The organism is Brevibacterium sp. UMB1308A (assembly GCF_030230605.1).
Taxonomy (GTDB): Bacteria; Actinomycetota; Actinomycetes; order Actinomycetales; family Brevibacteriaceae; genus Brevibacterium.
In genome coordinates this window covers 25,142-50,417 of sequence record NZ_JASPDO010000016.1, presented here as the reverse complement: position 1 = coordinate 50,417, position 25,276 = coordinate 25,142, and the positions used below count along the sequence as shown (strand labels likewise).

Genomic DNA, 25,276 nt, shown 5'->3' with positions numbered 1-25,276 from the left:
GACCTCGCGGTTTACGCGTGGCGTTTTATGCCTTTGCGCTTACGCTTTATGCCTTACGGCGACGTGAAGCTGCAATCAGGCCACCACCAACGGCGATCATTCCAATTGCCACTCCGGTAGCTGCAAGCGCAGACGTACCTGTGCGAGGCAGAACGTTTGTGCCCTTGTTTCCGGACTTGTCGTCGTTGTTGTTGTGACCTGGGTTGCTGTTGTCACCCTGGTTGCCCTTGTCGCCAGGCTTGGCGGTGTCATCAACAACCTCGAACTTGCCAGTCAGTTCTGATTCGTCGAACTTCGCGATGACCGAGTACTTACCGAGGAAGCCTTCACGTGGGCCGGACTCGCCCCACACGCGGGCAACAGCTACACCGTTTTCATCTGCGACACCGGAGGTTTCGCGAACAACCTTTCCACCGAACAAGGTCTGGAACGTTACCTTGGTTCCCGGCTTCAGGCCCTTGACGCTGTAGCTGACACCAACTTTGTCGTCCTTCTTACCGTCACCAGCGAACTTGTCAACGTCGATGCGCTCAGGGTCAACCGTCAGCGTGGTCTTAACATCCTCAATGGGCTTTTCCGTCGGCTTCTGGGTTGGCTTCTGAGTAGGTTTCTGCGTTGGCTTTTGGGTAGGTTCCTGAGTCGGCTTCTGCGTTGGCTCAGGCTTCTGAGTCGGTTTCTGGGTTGGCTTCTGCGTCGGCTCCTGAGTTGGCTTCTGAGTAGGTTCCTGCGTCGGCTTCTGCGTTGGTTCCTGAGTAGGTTCAGGCGTTGGCTTGTCTGAAGCCTTAGTCACCGTGTAGGAAATTGCCAGTGGCAGGGAGACCTCGTGTTTGGTGTGCAGGAAGAGTTTGCCTGTGGCCTTTTCACCCGCCTTGCCAGGAGCCTTGAACGACCACTTGCCGTCCTTCACAGTAACTGGAACCTCGGTGCCATCTTCGAGGACAAAGGATCCACCCGTGAACATCGAGTCGGCTTTGCCGCTGAGGCTTCCACCCTCTTCGACCTTGGTTGAAACTGGGTCAGCAGCAGCTTTTGCACCCTTTGTCAGTCCCTTAGGCCCGCTCTTTGCAGAAGCAGCTTTTGCACCGTCAAGCGCAGGTTCTTTCTCCACGAGAACGCGTGCCCCGTCACCAATCTGGTCGAGGTCGTTGCGGAGGTCAGAGAACCACGCGAGGTTTTTTCCGTCCTCTGAGGTTGAGTACGCGGACAAGACACCAGCTGCGCCACCTTCCTGAGTGATGGCAGGCCCACCAGAGTCCCCCGGCTTACCTTTCATGTATCCGCCGAAGCCCTTAACCATGCGCCCCTGAACGTTCAGCCAACCGGAATACTCAATTTTCCCTGAGTCAAAGCCGGTGGTGCGTCCCGAACGTGCAACCGTGTCACCAGGCTTGGCATCTTGGATCTTCTGCACCGGAATGCTGTCTGCGATCAGATCGGATGGATCTTTCCACTTGGTCACGCGTGGGTATACGCCTTCAAACGTCTTCAGGTCGTAAACACCGAAGTCAATGTATTTCTCGCCGTTTTTGTACTCGTCTGCACCTTTAGGCAGGCTGTAATCAGGGTTCTTTTGCCCCGGAGCTCCCATCTGGAAGCTCTTGATTGCGCCCGTTACCAGGTCGTTGCCCTTTTCACCTTTTCCACCTACTGCAGGCGATTCCGTGGGGTCGGCCCACAGCAACTTCGTCGCTGTTCCGATCGTCATGTTGTTCCCGGCACCGATGTTGGCCGCAGTGCAGTGACCGGCTGTGGAAATTTGGGGCGTGAACTTCTTTGAGAGGAGCGCAAAACCGGCGGAACACACAGCCGCTTCCGAACCCGTGTCATTCGACATGAGAGTTGGGTGGCCCGCAACCACCTGGCCACCAGATGCGAACGCCGCAGGCTTGTCGAGTTCAACAACTTCCACATTCTTGTGGCTACGGATGAACTTTTCGGCATCTTTGCCGAGCTTGTCGCCTTTGACTTTGAAGATCAAGACTTTGTCGTCTTCACCTCGGGCATAACCCTTCACCTTGGAGTCTTTAGCAAGCTTGTCGCCGTTTGACTCAAACTGTGCACCGGCAACCGCAGCTTCGGAAGCAAAGGATGCTGTTCCCGTCGTAGCTACGCCAGCGAACCCAACGGCCAGAGCAGCGCCAAAAGAGATCAGTCGCTTAGAAGGCGTTACACCCATATAGTTTTCTCCACATCTTTATCAGTGAGTTGCGCGCTCGTGCACACAACACGTGATACATACTTGGACTCGACCATACTGTCACGCACATCACCTGATGGAAAGTTTCGGTCATTTTGTTCACGGCATTTTTCAGAATGCCCACAATGCCAAGATGACTTGCGATGCGCGCCGCTACTTTATGAGCGGAACAGCTTGCCAACTTCCTTACCGCTGTGATCTTTCACCGTCATCTGGGTGTCGTCGAATTCGACTTCACGCCCCTCGGCCAACCACTCATCAACGTCTGGGCAGCCTCGTAAGGTAGTTGCGTAGTCCTCGAGACGCGCCGCGTTGCGCTCTGGGTCGCTGTTCATGGAATACCGAGTGAGAATCCCGTTGCAACCGGTACTTCCTTGGACTGTTCCGTCTTCGTGGAACTCTAAAAAGGCACCGCCTTTTTCACGAGCCTCCCAACGCCCAAGAATCCGCGACTGGTTGGTGTCCGAGCTCTCCGTTCCCTCGGTTCCACCAAATTGATTGTCACTATTGCCTTGCGAACAGCCAGCCAAAAGTAAGATGCCTGCAATCAGTACGGCCCATACACCACGCATTTTCGCCCCTAACGCATCAGTGGACCCAAGCATATCGCTTAGGTCCACTGACGGTTTGAGCTATGTACTACTTACTAGTGCTGCTGCTTACGCTTGCGAGCTACTACAACCGCACCTGCACCAGCTGCCACGAGGATCAGAGCAATTCCTGCCTGGAATCCAAGTTCGGCACCGGTACGTGGCATCGAGCCGTTGGCGTTGGAGTCGTTAGATCCCTTACCGTCGCCCTTATCGGACGAGCCGCCCTTGTCGCCATCTTTATCAGAGGAACCACCCTTGTCGCCCTTGTCAGAGCCGTCCTTGCCATCGTCGACGTTTCCGCCGGACTCAGGGTCGTCTTCCTTAGGCTGTTCTGCCTTCATGATTTCAAGGTCACGGGTTGCAACTACCTTGCCGTCAGCGTCCACCAGCGAAACCTTCACGGTTCCAGGCTTCAGGCTTGCAGGCAGGGTGAAGGTTCCAGCACCGTTACCTCCGTTGTCGGCCTTCACGGTCGCAACAGTTTCGTCACCTACGCGGATGCTGTAGTCAGCTTCCGAGTTGTAGTGACCAAACATGTAACCGATCTTTTCACCTGCGTGCGCTTTCGACGTTGAGGTCGAGAACGACGACTCGCGGAACGTTTGAACCTTGCAACGGGTGTTAAACGTAACGGTGTTACCCAGGTCGTCCTTAGCAGTGTCAGGCTTCTTAAGCTTTGCGCCAAAGTCGCCGTCTTCTGGAACAATCCCCTTCTTGAAGAAGTCGTTGACCGTTTCGTCAACACAGATCTTTTCTTCGTCACCAGAGATGAACGAGGTGTGCGAAGCACCCGAAACGCTCAACAGGGTTCCGTCGATCAGACGTGCGAGCTTCACACCCGAGTCGTACGGGGTAGCCGAGTCGTGAGACGTCGAGATCACCAGAATGTTCGGAACCTTGGTCAGCTTTTCAGGACCAGGTAGGGTTCCCTTGAACTTCCAGAAGTCACAGTAGTCGTACACACCGGGAGCAACCGTTGCTGCCTGGAACGGTGCAGCCTCGTCATACGCCTGAGCGAAACGACGGATCAGATCCTTCGAAGGCATATCACCCTTCGAGTTCGAGTCAGTACAACGGATGTTGGTAAACGCCTGCAACATTGGGGCGTAGTGGCCCTCTTCGTCGCGGTCCATGTACTGGTCAGCCAGGATCATCAGACCACCGGCAGACTTTCCTGCCTTCAGTTCGTTCAGAGCAACGTTGAGCTGTGACCACAGCGATTCGGAGTACAGGGCCTGGAAAACACCCTGACGTCCGTCAGCGAATGACACCATACGGTTGTCGTTTGGCTGTCCGGTAGGGAGACCCTTACCGCCGTTTGCGCTTTCCAGGGTCTGCAGGAGCTTAGCGTTCGCTTCAGTGAGCTTCTTGGTGTCAGTGATTCCGTCACCCAAAGCACACGAGAATGGCTGGTCTGCAAGTTCAGTTTCCGCAAACTCTGGCCACAGTTCGCCGTAGGTCTTACCTTCTGCACCCTTTTCGGAGCAGTCCAGTGCGAACTGCTCGAACGTGCCTTGGAATCCGGCACCCTGTGCAATCGTGTCCTTCTGGTCGTCGGTGAAGTCCGAGTCATCAACAGGAGCGTCGGCTGCGACCTTCTTGCTGAGGTAACGGTCAGAACGCTGGTTGATCTGCTTCAGCGACTCGATTGCAGCCTTGTCGACGTTACCTGGGTCAACAACACCGTCGAGAACCAGTTTCCCAACGTTCGCACCGTACTTCTGCGCGTAGACATAACCCAAGCGAGTTCCGTAGGAGAACCCAACGTAGTTGAGCTTGTCGTCACCAGTGATCGAACGGAGCAGGTCCAGGTCGCCAACAGCGTCCCAGGTTCCCAAGTGCTCCATGACGTCTTGCTGAGTGGCCTTGCCCAGGTCGAAAAGCTTTCCGGTGTTGTTAAAGCAGTCGTCCGTGTATCGCTTCGCACGGTCGTTCAGGTCCTTTTCAGCCTCTTCAAGGTCCATTCCGAACGAGTTGGATTCACGGTCTTCGTCAATCTGCTTGTCAGACGAGCACTGTGAGAACGGCATGGAAGAACCGGTTCCGCGGGGGTCAAAACCGATCATGTCGAAGTCTTCAGCCAGTTCAGGGTCGTACAAGGCGCCAACGACCGACATGGTCATTCCGGAACCGCCCGGACCGCCTGGGTTCCACATGACCGAACCCTTGGATTTGGTGGGCGTGAACTTGCCGTTTTCATCAAGCTTCCCCGACTTGACCTTCATGACTGCAATGGCAATGTTGCCCTTGCTGGCGTCGTTCACGTCGATCGGCGCAATCATGTAGCCGCATTCAGCCTTACGCCCAATTCTGGATTCGTAGGTGCCATAGCCCAGCGCTTCACAGTTTTCAGGCGAGAAGTCAACCTTCTGGTTGTAGTACTTCTCAAGCCCGGAAGGAATGTTTCCGGCACCTTTGCCGCCTTTGACTGGTTCGGTGATTTTGTACTTTCCGTCACCGTCGGGGTCGAACATTTTCTTAGCGAGCTCTGGGTAGTACTTATCTAGAGCGTCGTCAGCTGGTTCTGCAGCGTCGTCATCTGGGGCTTCGCCTCCGTTGACACGGGTTTGTTTTTTAGCCGCGCCCTCAGCGTCAGGGTTGGCGGGGGTTTCGGCTGGTTCCGCTCCCGAGGTGTCCTCAGGTGCCGCCCTTTCTTCCGGGGCGCGGGGTTCGGCAAGTTCCTGCGCTTCTTCCGAAACGCCGGGGGTCTGTGCAGCTTCCGTTGCCGAATCCTGATTCGGCGTTTTTTCGGTGGGTTGTGCCTGCGCGGGGAGCGCACCCATGGTTACTGCGAGGGACAGGGACGAAATAAAGGCGAAGGCGCCGACACCGCGCCTCCGCCGTTGCAATTGATTTTGTGTCATGAAACCGATCTTAAAACATTCTGACCGGCTTCTGTGAAGCTCGTCACGATTTTTTCATATTTTGTCGTGAGCGCCTCAGGGCTGCGCCCTATTCAGGCAGTGGAACAGGGGTAACACCATAAGGCGCCAGGCGCGCTTCTCCCCCGTCTGGCTCAGTCAAAACCCAGATACCGTTCTGGTGCATTGCGACCGTGTTCTCCCAGTGAGCTGCACGTGAACCGTCGTTAGTTATGACCGTCCATTCGTCATCCAGTGTGGTGTTCGCCTGATCACCGCGCACCACAATTGGTTCAATACAGATCACCATTCCGGGACGAACCCGGGGGCCACGATTCTTAGCCCCATAATTCAGGACTTCGGGCTCCATGTGCATTTGCGTGCCAATTCCATGGCCAGTGAAATCTTCCACAACAGAAAGATCCGGTGCCACATCCATGATGTAACCCTCAATCGCTGCACCAACGTCACCAATCCGCTTAGCGGAAGCAAACGCAGCGATACCAGCCCACATTGATTCCTCGGTCACATCAGACAAACGCTGGTCAGCAGGATCCCCACCATCACCCACGATCGTGGTAAACGCATTGTCACCATGCCAGCCGTCAACAATCGCACCACCGTCAACGGAAACCAGGTCACCCTCACGGATCACGCGGTCACCTGGGATCCCATGAACAATCTCTTCATTCACAGAGATACACACGGTGGCCGGATAGCCGTAATACCCCAAGAAATTGGAGGTGGCGCCAGCGTCAGCGATCGCCTGTGCGGAAGCCGCGTCGACCTCGGCGGTGGTAACTCCCGGAACCAAAACCGAACGGGCGGCTTCCAGAGCCGCCCGCGATACGAGCCCAGCTTTCCGCATGAGCGCGATTTCTTTGTCCGATTTCAGTTCCACTTTGGAACCGAACATTACACTCCTAAAGCTTTGAGAACGCGGTCAGTGACCTCGTCGATTTCGCCCAGACCGTCAACCTTACGCAACAGTCCGCGCTCTTGGTAGATGTCAGTGAGTGGCTGCGTCTGCTCGACGTACACGTCCAGGCGGTGACGGATCACGTCTTCGGTGTCGTCGGCGCGCTTTTCGATCTGTGCACGAGCAAGCAGTCGCGCCACAATTTCGTCAGTGTCAGCGGTTAGCTCAACCACGTGATCCAGTTCCTGCGAAGTTTCCTTCAGCATGCGGTCGAGTTCATGGACCTGAGCCTCAGTACGTGGGTAGCCGTCGAGCATGAAACCGTTTGCCGTGTCGTCCTGGTTGAGACGGTCCTGCACCATGGAGTTCGTCACCTCGTCAGGAACATACTCGCCAGCGTCCATGTAACGCTTAGCGGTCTTGCCCAACTCAGTTTCGTTCTTCACATTGGCACGGAAAATGTCACCTGTCGAAATAGCGGGAATACCAAGCTTTTCGCTCAAACGAGCTGCCTGAGTACCTTTTCCTGCCCCAGGGGGACCAATCAAAATGATGCGCATAGCTTTAGCTACCTTTCTGAACTACCTGAGCAAACCTTCGTAGTGACGCTGCTGCATCTGGCTGTTGATCTGCTTAACTGTTTCAAGACCAACACCCACCACAATCAGGATCGACGTTCCACCGAATGGGAAGTCCTGGTTTGCGTCAATCAAAATCAACGCGATGAGCGGAATCAAAGCAACCACGGTCAGGTACAGCGAACCAGGGAATGTGATGCGTGTCAGCACGTAACTCAAGTACTGTTCTGTGGGCCGTCCCGCACGAATTCCCGGAATGAATCCACCGTACTTCTTCATGTTGTCGGCGACTTCTTCAGGGTTGAAGGTAATCGCAACATAGAAGTACGCGAAGAAGATCGTCAGCACTGCGTACGTGAGAATGTAAATCCAGTGGTCACCTCGTGTGAGGTGAGTGTTGATCCACTGCACCCACCCGGCTTCCGGGTCACCGAACTGAGAAATCAGCGTTGGCAAGTAGAGCACTGAGGATGCGAAGATCACCGGGATAACACCGGCCTGGTTGACCTTGATGGGGATGTAAGTGGAAGTGCCACCGAACATGCGGCGACCCACCATGCGCTTGGCGTACTGGACCGGGATGCGACGCTGCGACTGTTCAACGAACACCACGGCCAAGATAACCAACAGACCCACGGCCAAGACGATCGCGAAGATGTCGATACCCTTCGACGTCAGAATCGAGTTCAAGGCGGCGGGGAACCCAGCGGCGACCGAGGTGAAAATCAGGATCGACATACCGTTACCAACACCGCGCTCAGTGATCTGCTCACCCATCCACATGATGAGTGCGGTACCAGCGGTCAGTGTCAGCACAATAATGCAGATGCCCCACCACGTGTCATTCGCAATCAGGTTCATACACGCGTCCACGTTGCCGAACAAGGCACCCGTGCGAACGGTAGTCACCAGGGTGGTGGCGTTAAGAATCGCCAACGCAATGGTCATGTAACGCGTGTACTGCGTGAGCTTAGCCTGCCCGGATGCACCTTCTTTGTGCAGTGCTTCGAATCGAGGAATCACCACACGCAAAAGCTGCGTAATAATGCTGGCCGTAATGTACGGCATGATTCCCAGAGCAAAGATTGAAAGTTTGAGGAGCGCACCACCACTAAACAGGTTGATGAGCCCGAATGCACCTTGACCAAGAGCGGGTGAGGCAACACAAGTTTGAACTTGCGAATAGTCGATGCCAGGCGCGGGAATAAAGCTTCCGAGCCGGAACAAAACAATTACCCCAAGGGTAAAGAGGAGTTTGTTTCTCAAGTCAGGCGTACGAAAGGCCCGCCCAATTGCGCCGAGCAAGAGTCCTCCAAAACAGTGGCCACGGCACGCACCGTGGCCCAAAAATCCGATTACAGTACCAGAGCACTTTATCAGTAACTTGAGCTGTGACTGTAACGCGAAAGTTAACTTTTCCCGTGAACCGCCAGCAACCCCTACTCATTCAGAATTGCGGAGCATGTTCTAGCGGTCACGATACTCGATGAGATGCGCGCTGGGAACCGTGTTGGCCACAGCCTTTTCCGAGGCGCGTAATGCAACTGAATGTAGTTCCAGAAGCGTTTTCATGAGCTTTGCTTGCACAACCGCAAGGTTAGGGCCTACTGTCACTTCATCCGGCAAAGAAGGTAACCGAAAACCCAGCATTGAGGCCGTAAAGAACACGTCATAGTACTTTGGCGGCGAAAGCACACTCGATGACCGGTATGAGCGCTCAAGCTGCGCAACCTGCGTGCTCACACCTTCTATTTCTTGCACCTTCTCACTCACGCGATACGCACGCTCAACAAGCTCTTGCGCCTGCCGCTGTGAGACAGGGCGAAGCGTCGTCGCCGTAGCCCAGGCATCTTGTGGCAACTCCACGAACGGCAACACCTCATGTGAACGGTCAACAACACCGAGCAATGCACCAGACCGCAACTTCCCGTACCCGTGGTGTTGCGCAATATAAAGCAATTTGTCGCGGCAGGTGCGGGACACCTCGGGAACCTCATATAGCAACAGCGACAGTGAGCCGTCGTACACCGGCGTAACCGCAGCCGGCGAGACCTGCAGAAAATTCGCTTCGACATGGGGCTCCAACGACACCACCGCAAACTTGCCGACCTTTTCCGCTCGCATCGCACCGCGCGTCACCATACGCCCAATCTGGTTACGCACCGAAGACTCAGAGTACCCACGCTCCCCCAGCAACGCCACAATGACTGGAATGGGCAAAGCGCGGGCCCACAAGCTACCAAAAACAGACACGACATCGAAGCCCAGCCGGGTGATCCTGTACCTATTTGCCACATTTTCTCCGTGAAACGGGAGGAGTTCTTCGTGAGTGCTACGTCACAATACCATCAGTGTGGAAAAACACCCCTACTTCTCTCACCTACCCAACACAGGAGATAAACATGCAAGCAGAGTCAGTCCACAAACTTGCCAACGGCGCCCGCGCATTCTCTTCAGCACTCGCTGCCATGAGCATCGCTGTCATCATCACCTGCGTCGCTTTCGGAATTGCCGCTCTCCCGGTGCCAAACATCCTGGTATGGATGGCCTTTATCGGACTGCTCGCATTCTCCTGCACGTACATCGCCACGTACATCACATTGTCACTGAGCAAACCCAAGGCGTGACCCCCGCCGAGGTGTCCCCCACCTCGGGCAGTATAGGTCACTTTCACGGAGGACAGTTCCGCTGGTAGCGGGCAAAGAAAAATGGGGAGGAACCGAAGTTCCTCCCCATTCTTCTTATTCACTCATCACAAGCTGGTAGCCGAGCCACCTGCAGCAGCGATCTTGTCAGCTGCCGACTTCGAGAACTTGTGTGCCGTGATGTCGAGCTTCACGGTGATTTCACCAGTGCCCAGAACCTTCACCGGCTGCTTAGCGCGCACAGCACCCTTAGCAACCAAGTCATCAACAGTCACGGTTCCACCTTCAGGGAACAACTGTGACAACTTGTCAAGGTTCACGACCTGGTATTCAACCTTGTTCGGGTTCTTGAAACCACGCAGTTTAGGTAGGCGCATGTGCAGTGGCGTCTGGCCACCTTCAAAGCGCTCTGGAACCTGGTAGCGTGCCTTCGTACCTTTAGTACCGCGACCCGCAGTCTTACCCTTCGATGCTTCACCGCGACCCACACGAGTCTTAGCGGTCTTCGCACCGGGAGCCGGACGCAGATCGTGGAGCTTCAGTGCCTTGTTGTCGGCCATATCAGTCCACCTCTTCGACCGTTACAAGGTGGCTGACGGTGTTCACCATGCCACGAATCTCCGGACGGTCTTCCTTCACAACAGTGTCGTGCAGTTTACGAAGACCAAGCGAACGGAGAGTCTGGCGCTGGTTTTCCTTGCCACCAATCTTTGACTTCACCTGGGTAATCTTGAGCTTTGCCATTAGGAAGCAGCTCCCTTCTGCGCTGCAACAAGCAGAGCGTGAGGAGCAACCTCGTCAACGGGCAGGCCACGTCGAGCCGCAACTTCCTCAGGACGCTCAAGCTGCTTCAGAGCCGCAATCGTTGCGTGAACAATGTTGATCGCGTTAGCTGAACCCAGCGACTTCGACAGAATGTCGTGGATACCAACACAGTCGAGCACCGCGCGCACCGGACCACCGGCGATAACACCGGTACCAGGAGCAGCAGGGCGCAGCAGGACGACACCAGCAGCGTCTTCACCCTGGACAGGGTGAGGAATGGTCTTCTGGATGCGAGGCACGCGGAAGAAGTTCTTCTTCGCTTCCTCAACACCCTTAGCAATAGCAGCAGGAACTTCCTTTGCCTTGCCGTAACCAACACCAACCATGCCGTCACCGTCACCAACGACCACAAGTGCGGTGAAGGAGAAACGACGTCCACCCTTAACCACCTTGGAGACGCGGTTAATGGTCACTACGTGCTCAATGAACTGGTTCTTGTCGTCACGGTCGCCGCGGTTACCACGACGTCCGCCGCCCTCGCCACGACCTCGGCCGCGACCGCGTTCATCAGACTTGTTGTTGTTCTGCTCAGCCTGTGCTTGCTGATTCTTGTTTTCTTCGCTCACAGGTTCAGCCCTCCTTCACGTGCACCCTCAGCAACCGCTGCGACACGACCGTGGTATGCGTTACCACCGCGGTCAAACACAACGGCTTCGATGCCGGCGGCCTTGGAGCGTTCAGCGACGAGCTCGCCTACCTTGCGCGCCTTAGCAGTCTTGTCTTCGGACATCGCACGCACGTCAGCTTCCATGGTGGAAGCCGATGCGAGGGTCTTGCCTTCGACATCGTCGATAACCTGAACAAACATGTGGCGAGACGAACGCGTCACGGACAAACGTGGACGCGCAGCGGTACCCGACACAGATTTGCGCAGACGGTTGTGGCGACGGGCACGCGCAGCGGCCTTGCCCTTGCCATAGCTTTGCTTCTTTCCAAAGGCCATGGTTACTTACCAGCCTTTCCAACCTTGCGGCGAACAACTTCGCCGGCGTAGCGGATTCCCTTACCCTTGTACGGTTCAGGCTTACGCAGCTTACGGATGTTAGCCGCAACCTCGCCCACCAACTGCTTGTCGATTCCGTTGACGCTCAGCTTGGTCTGGCCATCAACTTTGAATTCGATACCTGCAGGTGGTTCAACGGTGATCGAGTGGCTGTAACCCAGGTTAAACTCCAGGTTCTTACCCTTAGCCTGAACACGGTAACCGGTACCAACGATTTCGAGGTTCTTGGAGTAACCTTCGGTGACACCCACGATGTTGTTGTGAATCAGGGAACGAGTAAGTCCGTGCAACGAACGGTTTTCACGCTCGTCGTCAGGACGGCTCACAGTGATCTCAGCATCGTCCAAGCTGACCTTAATTGGTTCAGCAACGGTGAGTGCGAGTTCACCCTTAGGTCCCTTAACCGAGACGTTCTGGCCGTCAATCTTCACCTCGACGCCGGACGGAACGGAGATGGGCTTCTTGCCAATACGTGACATCTGCTATCTCTCCTTTCCTACCAAACGTAGGCGAGGACTTCCCCACCCACGCCCTTCTTTGCGGCTTGCCTGTCTGTCAAGAGGCCCGAGGACGTTGACAGGATTGCGATTCCCAGTCCACCGAGGACTTTAGGAAGTGCGGTGCTCTTTGCGTACACACGAAGACCTGGCTTCGAAACACGCTTGATGCCGGCAATCGAACGCTCACGGTTCGGACCAAACTTGAGGTCGAGCTGGAGGTTCTTACCAACTTCAGCGTCTTCGACACGGTAGTCGGCGATGTAACCTTCAGCCTTGAGAATTTCGGCGATGTTCGACTTCAGCTTGCTATAAGGCATGCTGACGTCCTCGTGATACGCCGAGTTTGCGTTACGCAGACGCGTCAACATGTCTGCGATTGGATCGGTCATTGTCATTGGGCTTGTGCCCTTCCTCGTTGGGGTTTCTACGCGCCTGAGCGCGCAGACCTACAACGTAGTAGTTCAGTTTGTTTTGAAGGGGAAGCCGAGGTGCTTAAGCAGCGCACGGCCTTCTTCGTCGTTCTTCGCAGTGGTAACGACGGTGATGTCCATACCACGAACACGGTCGATTGAGTCCTGATCGATTTCGTGGAACATCGACTGTTCGGTCAGACCGAACGTGTAGTTACCGTTTCCATCGAACTGGCGGTCCGAAAGCCCGCGGAAGTCACGAATACGTGGCAGAGCCAGCGAAACTACGCGGTCCAGGAACTCCCACATACGAGCGCCACGCATGGTTACGTGCGCACCAATGGGCTGTCCTTCACGCAGTTTGAACTGCGCAATCGACTTCTTGGCGCGAGTCACAACAGGCTTCTGACCCGTGATCATGGTGAGGTCACGGATTGCACCTTCAATGAGCTTCGAGTCACGTGCCGCGTCTCCAACACCCATGTTGACAACAACCTTTGTGAGCGTTGGAACCTGCATGGGGTTTGCGTACGAGAATTCGTCCTGAAGTTTCTGAACGATTTCGTCGCGGTACACCTGCTTCAGACGTGGCAACGGACGGCTTGACACAGTTGCTTCTGTCATCAGATGTCCTCCCCAGTACGGCGTGAGTAGCGGATGCGAACAGTCTTGGTGCGACCGTCGCGTTCAACTTTCTCTTCACGGAAGCCCACGCGAGTTGGCTTGTTGTCCTTAGGGTCTACAAGCATGACGTTGGAAGCGTGGATAGGTGCTTCGTGAATTTCGATTCCACCAGCGGTAGCGCCTGTTGCAGTCTGAGCTGGCTTCTTGTGCTTAGTGACGCGGTTGACGCCTTCCACAAGAACGCGGTTCTGCTCAGGGAACACCTTAAGAACCTTGCCCTGCTTGCCACGGTCTCCACCGCGGGACTGGCGTGCACCGGAAATAACCTGAACCAGGTCACCCTTCTTGATGTACATCTTCGGCATACTCACAACACCTCCGGAGCAAGCGAAACGATCTTCATGAACTTCTTGTCGCGAAGTTCACGGCCAACCGGCCCGAAGATACGTGTTCCACGAGGCTCACCGTCGTTCTTCAGAATGACGGCTGCGTTTTCGTCGAAGCTGATGTATGAACCGTCTGGACGACGGCGTTCCTTACGTGTGCGGACGACAACTGCCTTTACAACATCGCCCTTCTTGACGTTTCCACCGGGGATAGCGTCTTTCACGGTCGCAACGATGGTGTCACCGATGCCTGCGTAACGACGCCCAGATCCTCCGAGGATGCGGATTGCGAGGATTTCCTTCGCACCCGTGTTGTCAGCGACTTTGAGTCGCGACTCCTGCTGAATCACTGATTCTCTCCTGTCGTCTCGTCGGTTCTCATAATGAGCCTGACGGAACGGTTATTGACAAAATGCCCGCACCTCGGGTCCCGGTAGCCAGCCTGGAAAAGCTGGGACCGGGAGGGACCGAGGTGTTGTAAAAGTGCTTTACTTGGCGCGCTCGATAATTTCGAGCAACCTAAAGCGCTTCGTTGCCGAAAGCGGGCGGGTTTCGACGATACGAACGAGGTCACCCACACCAGCGGTGTTGATCTCGTCGTGAACTTTGTACTTCGAAGTCGTACGCATCACTTTGCCGTACAGGCGGTGCTTCTTGCGGTCTTCGACTTCAACGACAATAGTCTTGTCCATTTTGTCAGAAACCACGTAGCCACGCATAGTCCGGCGAGTGTTACGTTCGACAACTTCTGGCGTTTCGTTCTGCTCAGCCATCACTTACCCTCTTCCTTTGCATCGGCCGGGTTGGTGCGGATCTGCAGCTCACGCTCGCGAAGGACCGTGTAGATACGCGCGATGTCACGGCGTACGGCCTTGAGTCGACCGTGGCTTTCCAGCTGGCCGGTAGCGGACTGGAAACGCAGGTTGAAAAGTTCGGCCTTAGCCTTCTTGAGTTCCTCGACAAGGCGGTCGTTGTCATAGCCGTCGAGGACGTCCATCGAGAGGTCCTTTGAACCTACTGCCATGGTCACTCACCACCTTCACGAGAAATAATACGAGCCTTGAGTGGCAGCTTGTGGGTAGCGAGGCGCAGAGCTTCGCGTGCCACTTCTTCACTCACACCTGCGAGTTCAAAAAGAACACGACCAGGCTTCACGTTTGCAACCCACCATTCAGGTGAACCCTTACCGGAACCCATACGGGTTTCAGCAGGCTTCTTGGTCAGCGGACGGTCTGGGTAAATGTTGATCCAGACCTTACCGCCACGCTTAATGTGACGGGTCATCGCAATACGTGCGGCTTCAATCTGGCGGTTGGTGACGTACGCAGGTTCAAGAGCCTGGATACCCCAGTCACCGAACGCAATTTCCGTTCCACCTTTAGCCAGACCACTACGCTTAGGGTGGTGCTGCTTGCGGTACTTAACACGACGTGGGATCAGCACGGGTCAGCCCTCCGATCCTGCCGAAGCCTTTGCTTCGGTCTTGTTGTCATTCTGCTGCTGGCGTCCACCACGGTCGCCACCGCGTCCACGGCCACCACGGCCTCGGCCACGTCCACCGCCACGTGGTCCACGACCACTTGGCTGTGCGGCTTCCTGTGCAGCCAGTTCCTTGTCTGTCAGGTCGCCCTTGTAGATCCAGACCTTGACACCGATGCGACCGAAGGTCGTGTGTGCTTCGTAGAATCCGTAGTCAATGTTCGCACGCAGGGTGTGCAGTGGCACACGACCTTCGCGGTAGAACTCGGAGCGGCTCATTTCAGCGCCACCCAAACGGCCCGAGCACTGCACACGGATACCCTTAGCACCTGCACGCTGTGCGGACTGGATCGCCTTACGCATCGCGCGGCGGAATGCCACACGGCTTGCAAGCTGCTCAGCAACACCCTGAGCAACCAGCTGAGCATCGATTTCTGGGTTCTTAACTTCCAGAATGTTCAGCTGAATCTGCTTGCCGGTGAGCTTCTCAAGCTGACCGCGCAGACGGTCTGCTTCCGCACCTCGGCGACCAATTACGATTCCGGGACGTGCGGTGTGGATGTCCACACGCACACGGTCACGGGTACGTTCGATGTTTACTCGGGAAAGACCAGCACGTTCCAGGTTGTTCTGGAGCATTTCACGGATACGAACGTCTTCTCCTACGAAGTCTGCGTAACGCTGACCGCGCTTGTTGGAGTCCGTGAACCACTTCGACTTGTGGTCGGTGGTAATTCCCAAACGGAACCCGTTGGGGTTAATTTTCTGACCCATCAGGCGTTCTCCTTTCGTGAAGCGCCCTGTTCGTCAGACAGCACCACAGTGATGTGGCTGGTGCGCTTGTTGATGCGGAAGGCACGGCCCTGGGCGCGTGGCCTAAAACGCTTCATAGTGGGACCTTCGTCAACGTAGATTTCCGAAATGTACAGATCGTCCTCGTTGAATGCTTCGCCGTTCTTGTCTGCAAGAACGCGTGCATTAGCAACACCGGAGGCGATCAGTTTGTACACCGGTTCTGACGCTGACTGTTCAGCAAATTTCAGCACCGCGAGGGCTTCGGTTGCCTGCTGACCACGAACCAGGTCAACGACACGCCGAGCCTTCTGGGGCGTCACACGCAGGTAGCGCGCTTTCGCCTTGGCTTCCATCGTTTCCTTCTTTCTTAGACCTTAGAGTCGGTCGCCTTAGCGGCGACGGCCCTTACGGTCATCCTTGTCGTGACCGCGGAACGTCCGCGTGGGGGCAAATTCGCCGAGCTTGTGCCCGACCATCGATTCGGTGATGAACACCGGTACGTGCTTGCGTCCGTCGTGCACGGCGATCGTGTGACCCAGGAAGTCTGGAACGATCATCGAGCGACGGGACCAAGTCTTGATTACATTCTTGGTGCCCTTTTCGTTCTGAGCAGCAACCTTCTTGTAGAGGTGCTCGTCTACGAAGGGGCCCTTCTTCAAGCTACGAGGCATGTCTGAGGCTCCCTATCAACGCTTCTTGCCAGTACGACGACGACGCACAATGTACTTGTCGCTTTCCTTCTTAGGACGACGTGTGCGTCCTTCTTTCTGACCCCAAGGGCTAACCGGGTGGCGACCACCTGAGGTACGTCCTTCACCACCACCGTGTGGGTGGTCGATCGGGTTCATAACAACACCGCGGACGGTTGGACGAACGCCCTTCCAGCGCATACGTCCAGCCTTACCCCAGCTGATGTTGGCCTGCTCAGCGTTTCCGACTTCGCCTACGGTTGCGCGGCAACGTGCGTCGACGTTACGGATTTCGCCGGAAGGCATACGCAGCTGAGCGTAACGCCCAAAACGTGCGACGAGCTGAACCGAGGTTCCAGCAGAGCGACCAATCTTGGCGCCACCACCGGGACGAAGTTCAACAGCGTGGATCACGGTACCAACTGGGATGTTGCGCAGCGGCAGGTTGTTACCTGGCTTGATGTCTGCGTCGATTCCAGCTTCGACACGGTCACCCTGCTTCAGCTTGTTTGGCGCAATGATGTAGCGCTTTTCGCCATCTACGTAGTGCAGAAGAGCGATACGAGCTGTGCGGTTCGGGTCATATTCGATGTGTGCGACCTTAGCTACGACACCGTCTTTGTCGTGACGACGGAAGTCGATCACGCGGTACTGGCGCTTGTGTCCACCACCGTGGTGACGAGTCGTAATACGGCCCTGGCTGTTACGACCACCCTTCTTTGGAAGAGGGCGGAGCAGTGACTTTTCCGGCGTAGACCGGGTCACTTCGACAAAGTCGGCGACCGAGGAGCCACGGCGGCCCGGGGTCGTCGGCTTGTACTTACGGATTCCCATGAGTCCTATTCCTTCTTCAAGGAGAATCGCTTAGAGCGATCCGCCGAAAATGTCGATCGATCCATCCTTCAGAGCAACAATTGCACGCTTGGTGTCCTTGCGCTTGCCCCATCCGGCGCGAGTGCGCTTGCGCTTGCCCTGGCGGTTCAGGGTGTTTACGGAAGCCACTTTCACGTCGAAGATGGATTCGATTGCGTACTTGATTTCAGTCTTGTTCGAACGAGGGTCCACGAGGAAGGTGTACTTACCTTCGTCCATGAGACCGTACGTTTTTTCCGAAACTACCGGCGCGATGATGACATCGCGTGGGTCTTTGAACTTCACGCTCACTTTGCAACCTCCTGAGCTTCGCCAGCTTTAGCGCCACGTGCGAATTCAAGGAAGCTGTTCAGAGCTGCTTCGGTGAACACGATGTCGTCAGCCATGAGCACGTCGTAAGTGTTGAGCTGATCGAAGCTGAGCACGTGTACGGTTGGCAGGTTACGCACTGACAGCGCGGTGATGCTGTCGTCGCGCTCCGTCACAACAAGCTTGTGTGCGCGGTCCGAAAGTGCTTCGAGAGCCTGGCGCGCTGCCTTTGTTGATGGAACGTCCGAGTCGATCAGGTTCTTCACAACGAACACCTGGCCAAGACGAGCGCGGTCTGAAAGCGCGCCACGTAGAGCAGCAGCCTTCATCTTCTTAGGAGTGCGCTGCGAGTAGTCGCGTGGCACCGGACCGTGCACGATTCCACCACCTGCGTACTGAGGTGCGCGGATCGAACCCTGACGAGCGTTACCCGTACCCTTCTGACGGTATGGCTTACGGCCACCACCGCGTACTTCGGAACGGGTCTTTGCCTTGTGTGTTCCCTGACGTGAAGCCGCAAGCTGTGCAACGACAACCTGGTGGATCAACGGGACGTTGGTCTTCTGGTCAAAGATGGACGCAGGCAGTTCAGCTGAACCAGCTTTCTTGCCCTTTGCGTCGAGAATGTCAACGGTTAGGTTTTCAGACATTTAAACTCAGGCCCCCTTCGCAGCAGAGCGAACGAGAACAACTGCACCCTTTGGTCCGGGCACTGCACCCTTGATGAGGAGCAGGTTGTTTTCGGAGTCAATCGAGTGGATAGTCAGGTTCTGCGTAGTGTGGCGCACGTTACCCATGCGTCCAGCCATGCGCATACCCTTGAAAACGCGACCCGGGGTGGCTGCTCCACCAATCGAGCCGGGCTTGCGGTGGTTACGGTGCTGACCGTGCGAAGCTCCCACACCTGCGAAGCCGTGACGCTTCATTACACCTGCAAAACCTTTACCTTTGGTGTTTGCGGTTACGTCAACTTTGATGCCAGCTTCAAACACCTCGGTGGAAAGTTCCTGACCGAGTTCGTATTCGCCAGCGTCAGCGGTGCGAAGTTCAACGAGGTGACGACGCGGTGCAACACCGGCCTTCTCGAAGTGACCCTTGGCAGGCTTGTTGACCTTGCGTGGGTCGATTTCGCCGTAACCAATCTGAACGGCGCTGTAGCCGTCAACTTCTTCGTTACGGATCTGAGTAACTACATTTGCGGAAGCCGAAATCACGGTCACAGGCACCAGGTTGTTGTTTTCATCCCATACCTGGGTCATGCCGAGTTTGGTTCCCATCAAGCCCTTGACGTTAAGAGTGGTCGGAAGGGCCTTTGAACGGGTGTTAGCCATTTCTGGTCCCTCCTTTAGAGCTTGATCTCGATGTTGACGTCGTCAGCCAAGTCGATGTGCATGAGCGAGTCGATGGCTTTTGGTGTTGGGTCAACAATGTCGATGAGACGCTTGTGGGTGCGCATCTCAAAGTGTTCGCGACTGTCCTTGTACTTGTGTGGCGACCGGATAACGCAGTACACGTTCTTTTCGGTCGGCAACGGCACGGGGCCCACAACCGTAGCGCCAGCGCGAGTCACCGTGTCGACAATTTTGCGTGCCGCATTGTCGATGACTGCGTGGTCGTACGACTTGAGCCGGATGCGGATCTTCTGTCCCGCCATGGCGTCGTTTCTCCATCTGTCGGTTTTCCTGGCCATCAACCGCGGTCCTAACGGATCGCGCGGTCTGCGCCAGCTGAGCGTGACCGACCCCCGAGGTCGGGCGTGTCGTCTTGTCCTTGCGGACAAAATTTCACGTTTCCATTCATTTTGTTGCCGGTTGATTGAACCTAAAGATTCGTCCCGGAGTCTTGGACCGTTCGCGTCTCAACGCAGTGCAGGGGTCATGGCCCAAAATTGCAACTTGTCTATCTTGTCATACGTAGCCGAAGGCATGCAAATTCAGGTGCGATTGATTGCCAAACGTTTTCGGCACCAATACTTCTCCCCTACGCAGGAAACACAAACGCTCCGCAACCCGGAGGCTGCGGAGCGTTTGAGTGAAGAAATTACTTGGTGATCTTGGTTACTCGACCAGCACCAACGGTACGTCCACCTTCACGGATAGCGAAGCGGAGTCCTTCTTCCATAGCGATTGGCTGGATCAGCTCAACCGACATGTCGGTGTTGTCTCCAGGCATAACCATTTCGGTTCCTTCTGGAAGGGTGATAACACCGGTCACGTCCGTGGTACGGAAGTAGAACTGAGGACGGTAGTTGGAGTAGAACGGGTTGTGACGTCCACCTTCGTCCTTGGACAGGATGTAGACCTGGCCTTCGAAGTTGGTGTGCGGGGTGATTGAACCCGGCTTAACGATAACCTGTCCACGCTCAACTTCGTCACGCTTGGTACCGCGCAGAAGCAGACCAACGTTTTCACCTGCACGTGCGTCAGGCAGGGTCTTGCGGAACATTTCGATAGCGGTAACGGTGGTCTTGGACGACTGTGGCTTGATACCAACGATTTCGATCTCTTCGTTAGGCAGAAGCACACCGCGCTCAACACGACCGGTAACAACGGTTCCACGACCGGTAATCGTGAAGACGTCTTCAACTGGCATCAGGAATGGCTTGTCGATGTCACGTTCTGGTTCAGGAACGTTCTCGTCGACAGCGTCCATGAGGTCTTCAACCGACTTGACCCATTCTGGGTCGCCTTCGAGAGCCTTCAGAGCGGAAACGCGCACAACTGGTGCGTCGTCACCGTCGAATTCCTGGCTGGACAGAAGTTCACGAACTTCCATTTCAACCAGTTCGAGCAGTTCTTCATCGTCAACCATGTCGGACTTGTTCAGTGCGACAACGATGTATGGCACACCAACCTGGCGAGCCAAGAGAACGTGCTCACGGGTCTGCGGCATAGGACCGTCGGTAGCTGCAACCACAAGGATCGCACCGTCCATCTGTGCCGCACCGGTAATCATGTTCTTGATGTAGTCGGCGTGACCAGGAGCGTCAACGTGTGCGTAGTGACGCTTTTCGGTCTGGTACTCAACGTGCGAAACGTTGATGGTAATACCGCGCTCTTTTTCTTCTGGAGCGTTGTCAACCTGGTCGAATGCCCGTGCCTCGTTGAGGTCGGGGTACTTGTCAGCCAGAACCTTGGTAATTGCCGCGGTCAGAGTCGTCTTACCGTGGTCAACGTGACCAATGGTACCGATGTTGACGTGCGGCTTAGTCCTGTCGAAACTAGCCTTTGCCACTGGGTTCCTCCTCGTGGTTGGTGCGGCCCTTGTGGCCGCGCCTTTCCTTTAATTTGCTGTCTGATCGGCGCTTTACCGACCAGACGAACGTCGGAGATTACTCTCCGCCGCGGGTCTTCTGGATGATCTCGTCAGCAACAGCCTTCGGGACCTCAGAGTAACTCTGGAACTGCATCGAATATACGGCGCGTCCCTGAGTCTTCGAGCGCAGATCGCCAATGTAACCGAACATTTCGGACAGTGGCACGAGTGCCTTTACTACCTTAATGCCGGTGGCGTCTTCCATCGACTGAATCTGTCCGCGACGCGAATTCAGATCGCCGATGACGTCACCCATGTACTCCTCGGGAGTACGAACTTCAACGTCCATAAGAGGTTCGAGAAGAACCGGGTTCGCCTTCTTCACGGCTTCTTTAAGAACCATGGATCCAGCGATCTTGAACGCCATTTCCGAAGAGTCGACGTCGTGGTAAGCACCGTCCACAAGTGTGGCCTTGATGCCGACCAGCGGGTATCCCGCAAGAACACCCATCTGCATGGCGTCTTGGATACCAGCGTCAACGCTTGGAATGTATTCACGGGGAACGCGACCACCAGTGATAGCGTCCTCGAACTCGTAAATCGTGTCGCCGTCGACCTCCATAGGTTCGATGGTGACCTGTACCTTTGCGAACTGACCAGAACCACCCGTCTGCTTCTTGTGGGTGTAGTCCTGCTTCTCCACCGTGCGGCGAATCGTTTCGCGGTAGGCAACCTGCGGCTTACCGATGTTTGCTTCAACCTTGAATTCGCGCTTCATACGGTCGACGAAAACGTCGAGGTGAAGTTCACCCATACCACCGATTTCGGTCTGACCGGTTTCTTCGTTCAGGTTAACCGTGAACGTTGGGTCTTCCTTCACAAGCTTCTGAATCGCGGTCGAAAGCTTTTCCTGGTCGCCCTTGGTCTTAGGTTCGATCGAAACGAAGATCACTGGCTCAGGGAACGACATCGATTCCAAGACAACTGGGTCGGATGCGTCACACAGAGTGTCACCGGTGGTGGTGTCCTTGAGGCCAATGAACGCGTAGATGTGGCCAGCGAATGCCTCGTCAACAGGGTTTTCCTTGTTCGAGTGCATCTGGAACAGCTTACCGACACGTTCTTTCTTTCCGGTGGTGGTGTTGAGAACCTGGTCACCAGGCTTCACCGTACCGGAGTAAACGCGAACGTAGGTGAGCGAACCGAAAAATGGGTGAGTCGCAACCTTGAACGCAAGTGCTGCGAATGGCCCGTCCTTCTTAGGCTCACGCGTTACAACTGTCTCTTCGTCGTTAACTGGGTGTCCCTGAACGGGTGGGACGTCCAGAGGCGACGGTAGGTAGTCAATAACGGAGTTCAGCATAGGCTGAACACCCTTGTTCTTAAACGCCGATCCACACATCACTGGGAAAGCTTCCGAGTTGATGGTGAGCTTACGAATACCGGCCTTGATGTCCTCGATTGGCAGTTCGCCTTCTTCGAGGTACTTCTCCATCAGTTCGTCCGATGCTTCAGCAACGTCTTCAACGAGGCTTGCACGGTATTCTTCGGCGCGGTCCTTGAGATCCTCTGGGATCTCAATTTCCGTCATGTCCTGGCCCTTCTTTTCTTCGTCTGGCCAGACATATGCCTTCATAGTGATGAGGTCGACGACACCCTCAAAGTCTGATTCCGCACCGATTGGAAGCTGGATCACCAGAGGCTTAGCACCCAGGCGGTCCTTAATGGTTTCAACGGTGTGGTAGAAGTCGGCACCGAGCTTGTCCATCTTGTTGACGAAGCACACACGTGGAACGTTGTACTTATCAGCCTGACGCCACACGGTTTCGGACTGTGGTTCAACACCTTCCTTACCGTCGAACACAGCGACAGCACCGTCAAGAACACGCAGTGAGCGTTCTACCTCAACGGTGAAGTCAACGTGGCCTGGGGTGTCAATGATGTTGATCTGGTTGTCTTCCCAGTAGCAGGTTGTTGCAGCGGAGGTAATGGTAATACCGCGCTCCTGCTCCTGTTCCATCCAGTCCATAGTCGACGCACCGTCGTGGGTTTCGCCGAGCTTGTAGTTCACACCTGTGTAGAACAGGATACGTTCAGTGGTGGTGGTCTTTCCGGCGTCAATGTGCGCCATAATGCCGATGTTGCGAACTTTCTTAAGATCGCTAAGCACTTCGAGTGCCACGGTGTCTCTCTCTCGTCTCGTTGACTTGCTCGGACCTGGGGTAAGGGTAGTTACCCCTACCCCAGATTAGCGACTACCAGCGGTAGTGAGCGAAGGCCTTGTTGGATTCGGCCATCTTGTGAGTATCTTCACGACGCTTAACAGCGGCACCAAGACCGTTGCTTGCGTCAAGGATTTCGTTCATGAGGCGTTCCGTCATGGTCTTTTCACGACGCTGACGGGAGAAACCTACGAGCCAGCGCAGAGCAAGCGTGGTTGAACGTGCAGGACGCACGTCAACTGGAACCTGGTACGTGGCACCACCAACACGGCGGGAACGAACTTCAAGGGCCGGGCGGATGTTGTCCAGAGCCTTCTTCAGCAACTGAACTGGCTCCATGTTGGCCTTTGCGCTTGCACCTTCAAGAGCTCCGTAAACAATACGTTCTGCTGTGGAACGCTTACCGTCGAGCAGAACCTTGTTAATGAGCTGGGTGACAAGCGGTGAGTTGTGAACTGGGTCAATAACAACCGGGCGCTTAGGTGCGGGTCCTTTACGTGGCATTACTTCTTCTCCCTCTTGGCTCCGTAACGGCTACGTGCCTGCTGGCGTCCCTTGACACCCTGGGTGTCGAGTGAACCACGCACAATCTTGTAGCGGACACCAGGGAGGTCCTTCACACGTCCACCACGCACGAGCACAATCGAGTGCTCCTGCAGGTTGTGCCCTTCACCCGGGATGTAGGCGGTTACTTCAATCTGGGAAGAAAGCTTGACACGAGCAACCTTGCGCAGGGCTGAGTTGGGCTTCTTCGGGGTAGTTGTGTACACACGGGTGCACACGCCACGACGCTGCGGGCTACCCAAAAGGGCAGGCGTCGCGTTCTTCGCGGCCTTGTCGTGCCGTCCTTTACGGACGAGCTGCTGAATAGTTGGCACTAGTTCTCCATTGCTTCTCAGTATTCCTAATTCCACTGCTCTGGTTGAGCAGTGGACATGTCCACCTGCGATCGGGTGAAGCTACCTGCCCAATCACAGTCCTCACGCGTTACTCCAACCCCCGCGTTCGGGTGTGTCGGAGGGACACATTCCAGACAAAACCGTAGAATCGCTTCTATCTGTTCTGCGCTTTTCGCGCGTGAGAGTGCTTGAATGCACGCACGCAAGCACGGTCGCTTCAAAAACAACCACAGTCAAGCGTAAACGCCACTCACGGTCAGCGTCAATTTGAGTCACAATCGTTCAGCGGTTGTTCATCTTATTTGAGAGTGAAAAACCCCAAACTGCCAAGCGAAAACTACTTCACGAAACTAGACTGGGCACTAAATCGATAGGATCAAAACATGCTCAACTCTAGCGCTCAGCCCGGTGAAGGCAAAGACCTCGCAAAGCCCCAACCTGACCCCAAGAACAACGAGCACAACCCAATTGAGAAGTTAGCTCCACAGCAGTCGCAACAACGTCGCACTCGTGCAAGTGACACAGACCGTGACGCCGTAGTATCTGCCTTGTCAGACGCTCTTTCACGTGGCCAACTGACCGCACTCGAATTCGACGAACGCCATTCGCAAGCCCTCAAAGCCATGTACATCGACCAGCTCCCGGAACTCATCGAGGACATTCCCGAAGCTGACGAACTCGAACAAGAGCTCCGCTCACGGGACACTGCCCGCCGCGGAAACACTGACGTAGCAACCAAACCCGGGTCCCACCTCGGGCCATATACCAACCAACGCCCCGGCCCCATCCAGCCTGCCAAACCCGGGAATGGCAAAAGTGACACCGCAATCTGTATTCTGAGCGGTTCAGACCAAGTTGTCGCCCCAAACACCCCTAAGGTCAACGCGCTAGCCATGCTGGGAGGCAACGACTACGACCTGTGCGACGTGATGGGACCAGGCGTTGAGTTCACAATCGAAAGCGTCAACTTCTTAGGCGGGCACGACATCTACGTTCCCCCAGGCGTGCGCATCATCGACAAAAGCATTTCGATCCTGGGCGGCGTAGACATCGCACAAAACGCACGCGGCGACGGATCCAACGGCACACTCATCATTAGTGGCTTCAACCTACTAGGCGGCGACGACGTCATGCTGGCACGCGGCTACCGCCAAACCCAACAGTAGCCACGGCAACCCTGACCACGCACCCACCAGCCAGTCCCCCACCAACAA

At 55.5% G+C, this 25,276-nt stretch carries 33 protein-coding genes; 2 read left to right on the top strand and 31 right to left on the bottom strand.

From position 1 onward, the window contains the following. Positions 1-46 precede the first annotated feature (46 nt). The 7 genes from QP868_RS08045 to QP868_RS08015 all read right to left on the bottom strand — a co-directional run bounded on the left by QP868_RS08045 (position 47) and on the right by QP868_RS08015 (position 9,443). Positions 47-2,176: an LPXTG cell wall anchor domain-containing protein gene (locus QP868_RS08045; protein WP_284926067.1), complete on the bottom strand. Its 2,130-nt coding sequence runs from the start codon at positions 2,174-2,176 to the stop codon at positions 47-49. Between the two features lie 179 nt (positions 2,177-2,355). Continuing rightward, positions 2,356-2,802 carry an META domain-containing protein gene (locus tag QP868_RS08040; protein ID WP_284926065.1) on the bottom strand — a complete coding sequence of 149 codons (447 nt, stop codon included), beginning with the start codon at positions 2,800-2,802 and terminating at the stop codon, positions 2,356-2,358. Between the two features lie 41 nt (positions 2,803-2,843). Beyond that, complete coding sequence (locus QP868_RS08035) at positions 2,844-5,654, bottom strand: alpha/beta hydrolase (protein WP_284926064.1); 2,811 nt, start codon at positions 5,652-5,654, stop codon at positions 2,844-2,846. Between the two features lie 88 nt (positions 5,655-5,742). After that, positions 5,743-6,567: a type I methionyl aminopeptidase gene (gene map, locus QP868_RS08030; protein ID WP_284926063.1), complete on the bottom strand. Its 825-nt coding sequence runs from the start codon at positions 6,565-6,567 to the stop codon at positions 5,743-5,745. Further along, the gene (locus tag QP868_RS08025; protein WP_284926062.1) at positions 6,567-7,130 is read right to left on the bottom strand and encodes an adenylate kinase; all 564 of its coding nucleotides are present in this window, start codon (positions 7,128-7,130) and stop codon (positions 6,567-6,569) included. Before QP868_RS08025 ends, map begins: the two co-directional genes overlap by 1 nt. A 21-nt stretch (positions 7,131-7,151) precedes the next feature. Then, positions 7,152-8,453, bottom strand: coding sequence for a preprotein translocase subunit SecY (gene secY / locus QP868_RS08020; RefSeq protein WP_284926061.1), 1,302 nt, complete (start codon positions 8,451-8,453; stop codon positions 7,152-7,154). Between the two features lie 162 nt (positions 8,454-8,615). Next, complete coding sequence (locus tag QP868_RS08015) at positions 8,616-9,443, bottom strand: hypothetical protein (protein WP_284926060.1); 828 nt, start codon at positions 9,441-9,443, stop codon at positions 8,616-8,618. Positions 9,444-9,550: 107 nt separating this feature from the next. Here QP868_RS08015 and QP868_RS08010 point away from each other — a divergent pair, with 107 nt between their 5' ends. Beyond that, complete coding sequence (locus tag QP868_RS08010) at positions 9,551-9,775, top strand: hypothetical protein (RefSeq protein WP_284926059.1); 225 nt, start codon at positions 9,551-9,553, stop codon at positions 9,773-9,775. Between the two features lie 125 nt (positions 9,776-9,900). On the opposite strand, the gene rplO is transcribed toward QP868_RS08010, so the two are convergent. The 24 genes from rplO to rpsL form a co-directional block, all read right to left on the bottom strand. Next, positions 9,901-10,353, bottom strand: coding sequence for a 50S ribosomal protein L15 (rplO, locus tag QP868_RS08005; RefSeq protein WP_102238567.1), 453 nt, complete (start codon positions 10,351-10,353; stop codon positions 9,901-9,903). Between the two features lies 1 nt (position 10,354). Beyond that, entirely contained in the window at positions 10,355-10,537 is a 183-nt protein-coding gene (gene rpmD / locus QP868_RS08000; RefSeq protein ID WP_005881509.1) for a 50S ribosomal protein L30, read from the bottom strand. After that, positions 10,537-11,184: a 30S ribosomal protein S5 gene (rpsE, locus tag QP868_RS07995; protein WP_005881511.1), complete on the bottom strand. Its 648-nt coding sequence runs from the start codon at positions 11,182-11,184 to the stop codon at positions 10,537-10,539. The genes rpmD and rpsE overlap by 1 nt, the downstream gene beginning before the upstream one ends. Beyond that, complete coding sequence (gene rplR / locus QP868_RS07990) at positions 11,181-11,561, bottom strand: 50S ribosomal protein L18 (protein WP_005881513.1); 381 nt, start codon at positions 11,559-11,561, stop codon at positions 11,181-11,183. Before rplR ends, rpsE begins: the two co-directional genes overlap by 4 nt. Positions 11,562-11,563: 2 nt before the next feature. Further along, positions 11,564-12,100, bottom strand: a complete 537-nt coding sequence (rplF, locus tag QP868_RS07985; protein ID WP_284926055.1) for a 50S ribosomal protein L6 — start codon at positions 12,098-12,100, stop codon at positions 11,564-11,566. A gap of 17 nt (positions 12,101-12,117) precedes the next feature. Continuing rightward, complete coding sequence (gene rpsH / locus QP868_RS07980) at positions 12,118-12,516, bottom strand: 30S ribosomal protein S8 (protein ID WP_005881516.1); 399 nt, start codon at positions 12,514-12,516, stop codon at positions 12,118-12,120. Between the two features lie 66 nt (positions 12,517-12,582). Then, a complete protein-coding gene (gene rplE / locus QP868_RS07975) occupies positions 12,583-13,155 on the bottom strand; it encodes a 50S ribosomal protein L5 (protein WP_005881518.1) in 573 nt (190 codons plus the stop codon). Further along, complete coding sequence (rplX, locus tag QP868_RS07970; protein WP_005881519.1) at positions 13,155-13,520, bottom strand: 50S ribosomal protein L24; 366 nt, start codon at positions 13,518-13,520, stop codon at positions 13,155-13,157. The genes rplE and rplX overlap by 1 nt, the downstream gene beginning before the upstream one ends. Positions 13,521-13,522: 2 nt before the next feature. After that, a complete protein-coding gene (rplN, locus tag QP868_RS07965; protein WP_005881521.1) occupies positions 13,523-13,891 on the bottom strand; it encodes a 50S ribosomal protein L14 in 369 nt (122 codons plus the stop codon). A 138-nt stretch (positions 13,892-14,029) separates the two neighbouring features. Continuing rightward, positions 14,030-14,314 (bottom strand): 30S ribosomal protein S17, encoded by a 285-nt coding sequence (gene rpsQ / locus QP868_RS07960; RefSeq protein WP_005881523.1) that lies wholly within the window; start codon positions 14,312-14,314, stop codon positions 14,030-14,032. After that, complete coding sequence (gene rpmC, locus QP868_RS07955) at positions 14,314-14,565, bottom strand: 50S ribosomal protein L29 (protein ID WP_005881525.1); 252 nt, start codon at positions 14,563-14,565, stop codon at positions 14,314-14,316. The genes rpsQ and rpmC overlap by 1 nt, the downstream gene beginning before the upstream one ends. Positions 14,566-14,567: 2 nt before the next feature. Further along, positions 14,568-14,984, bottom strand: coding sequence for a 50S ribosomal protein L16 (rplP, locus tag QP868_RS07950; protein ID WP_005881527.1), 417 nt, complete (start codon positions 14,982-14,984; stop codon positions 14,568-14,570). Positions 14,985-14,987: 3 nt separating this feature from the next. Further along, positions 14,988-15,794, bottom strand: a complete 807-nt coding sequence (rpsC, locus tag QP868_RS07945) for a 30S ribosomal protein S3 (protein WP_102238557.1) — start codon at positions 15,792-15,794, stop codon at positions 14,988-14,990. Next, positions 15,794-16,168 carry a 50S ribosomal protein L22 gene (gene rplV, locus QP868_RS07940; RefSeq protein WP_005881530.1) on the bottom strand — a complete coding sequence of 125 codons (375 nt, stop codon included), beginning with the start codon at positions 16,166-16,168 and terminating at the stop codon, positions 15,794-15,796. Before rplV ends, rpsC begins: the two co-directional genes overlap by 1 nt. Before the next feature lie 36 nt (positions 16,169-16,204). Further along, positions 16,205-16,486: a 30S ribosomal protein S19 gene (rpsS, locus tag QP868_RS07935; protein ID WP_005881532.1), complete on the bottom strand. Its 282-nt coding sequence runs from the start codon at positions 16,484-16,486 to the stop codon at positions 16,205-16,207. A 15-nt stretch (positions 16,487-16,501) separates the two neighbouring features. Beyond that, positions 16,502-17,338, bottom strand: coding sequence for a 50S ribosomal protein L2 (gene rplB, locus QP868_RS07930; RefSeq protein ID WP_005881534.1), 837 nt, complete (start codon positions 17,336-17,338; stop codon positions 16,502-16,504). A gap of 30 nt (positions 17,339-17,368) precedes the next feature. After that, positions 17,369-17,668 carry a 50S ribosomal protein L23 gene (gene rplW, locus QP868_RS07925; protein ID WP_005881536.1) on the bottom strand — a complete coding sequence of 100 codons (300 nt, stop codon included), beginning with the start codon at positions 17,666-17,668 and terminating at the stop codon, positions 17,369-17,371. Next, positions 17,665-18,336, bottom strand: a complete 672-nt coding sequence (gene rplD, locus QP868_RS07920; RefSeq protein WP_284926054.1) for a 50S ribosomal protein L4 — start codon at positions 18,334-18,336, stop codon at positions 17,665-17,667. The genes rplW and rplD overlap by 4 nt, the downstream gene beginning before the upstream one ends. Before the next feature lie 6 nt (positions 18,337-18,342). Then, a complete protein-coding gene (gene rplC / locus QP868_RS07915) occupies positions 18,343-19,017 on the bottom strand; it encodes a 50S ribosomal protein L3 (protein WP_284926053.1) in 675 nt (224 codons plus the stop codon). A gap of 14 nt (positions 19,018-19,031) precedes the next feature. Continuing rightward, complete coding sequence (gene rpsJ / locus QP868_RS07910) at positions 19,032-19,340, bottom strand: 30S ribosomal protein S10 (RefSeq protein ID WP_040347502.1); 309 nt, start codon at positions 19,338-19,340, stop codon at positions 19,032-19,034. Between the two features lie 386 nt (positions 19,341-19,726). Beyond that, entirely contained in the window at positions 19,727-20,920 is a 1,194-nt protein-coding gene (gene tuf, locus QP868_RS07905) for an elongation factor Tu (protein ID WP_005881543.1), read from the bottom strand. A 97-nt stretch (positions 20,921-21,017) separates the two neighbouring features. Continuing rightward, a complete protein-coding gene (gene fusA, locus QP868_RS07900) occupies positions 21,018-23,123 on the bottom strand; it encodes an elongation factor G (RefSeq protein ID WP_005881548.1) in 2,106 nt (701 codons plus the stop codon). A 73-nt stretch (positions 23,124-23,196) separates the two neighbouring features. Further along, positions 23,197-23,667 carry a 30S ribosomal protein S7 gene (rpsG, locus tag QP868_RS07895; protein WP_005881550.1) on the bottom strand — a complete coding sequence of 157 codons (471 nt, stop codon included), beginning with the start codon at positions 23,665-23,667 and terminating at the stop codon, positions 23,197-23,199. Next, entirely contained in the window at positions 23,667-24,041 is a 375-nt protein-coding gene (gene rpsL / locus QP868_RS07890; RefSeq protein WP_005881551.1) for a 30S ribosomal protein S12, read from the bottom strand. Before rpsL ends, rpsG begins: the two co-directional genes overlap by 1 nt. Before the next feature lie 404 nt (positions 24,042-24,445). On the opposite strand from rpsL, the gene QP868_RS07885 reads away from it, so the two are divergent. After that, the gene (locus tag QP868_RS07885) at positions 24,446-25,228 is read left to right on the top strand and encodes a DUF1707 SHOCT-like domain-containing protein (protein WP_284926052.1); all 783 of its coding nucleotides are present in this window, start codon (positions 24,446-24,448) and stop codon (positions 25,226-25,228) included. Positions 25,229-25,276: the final 48 nt, after the last annotated feature.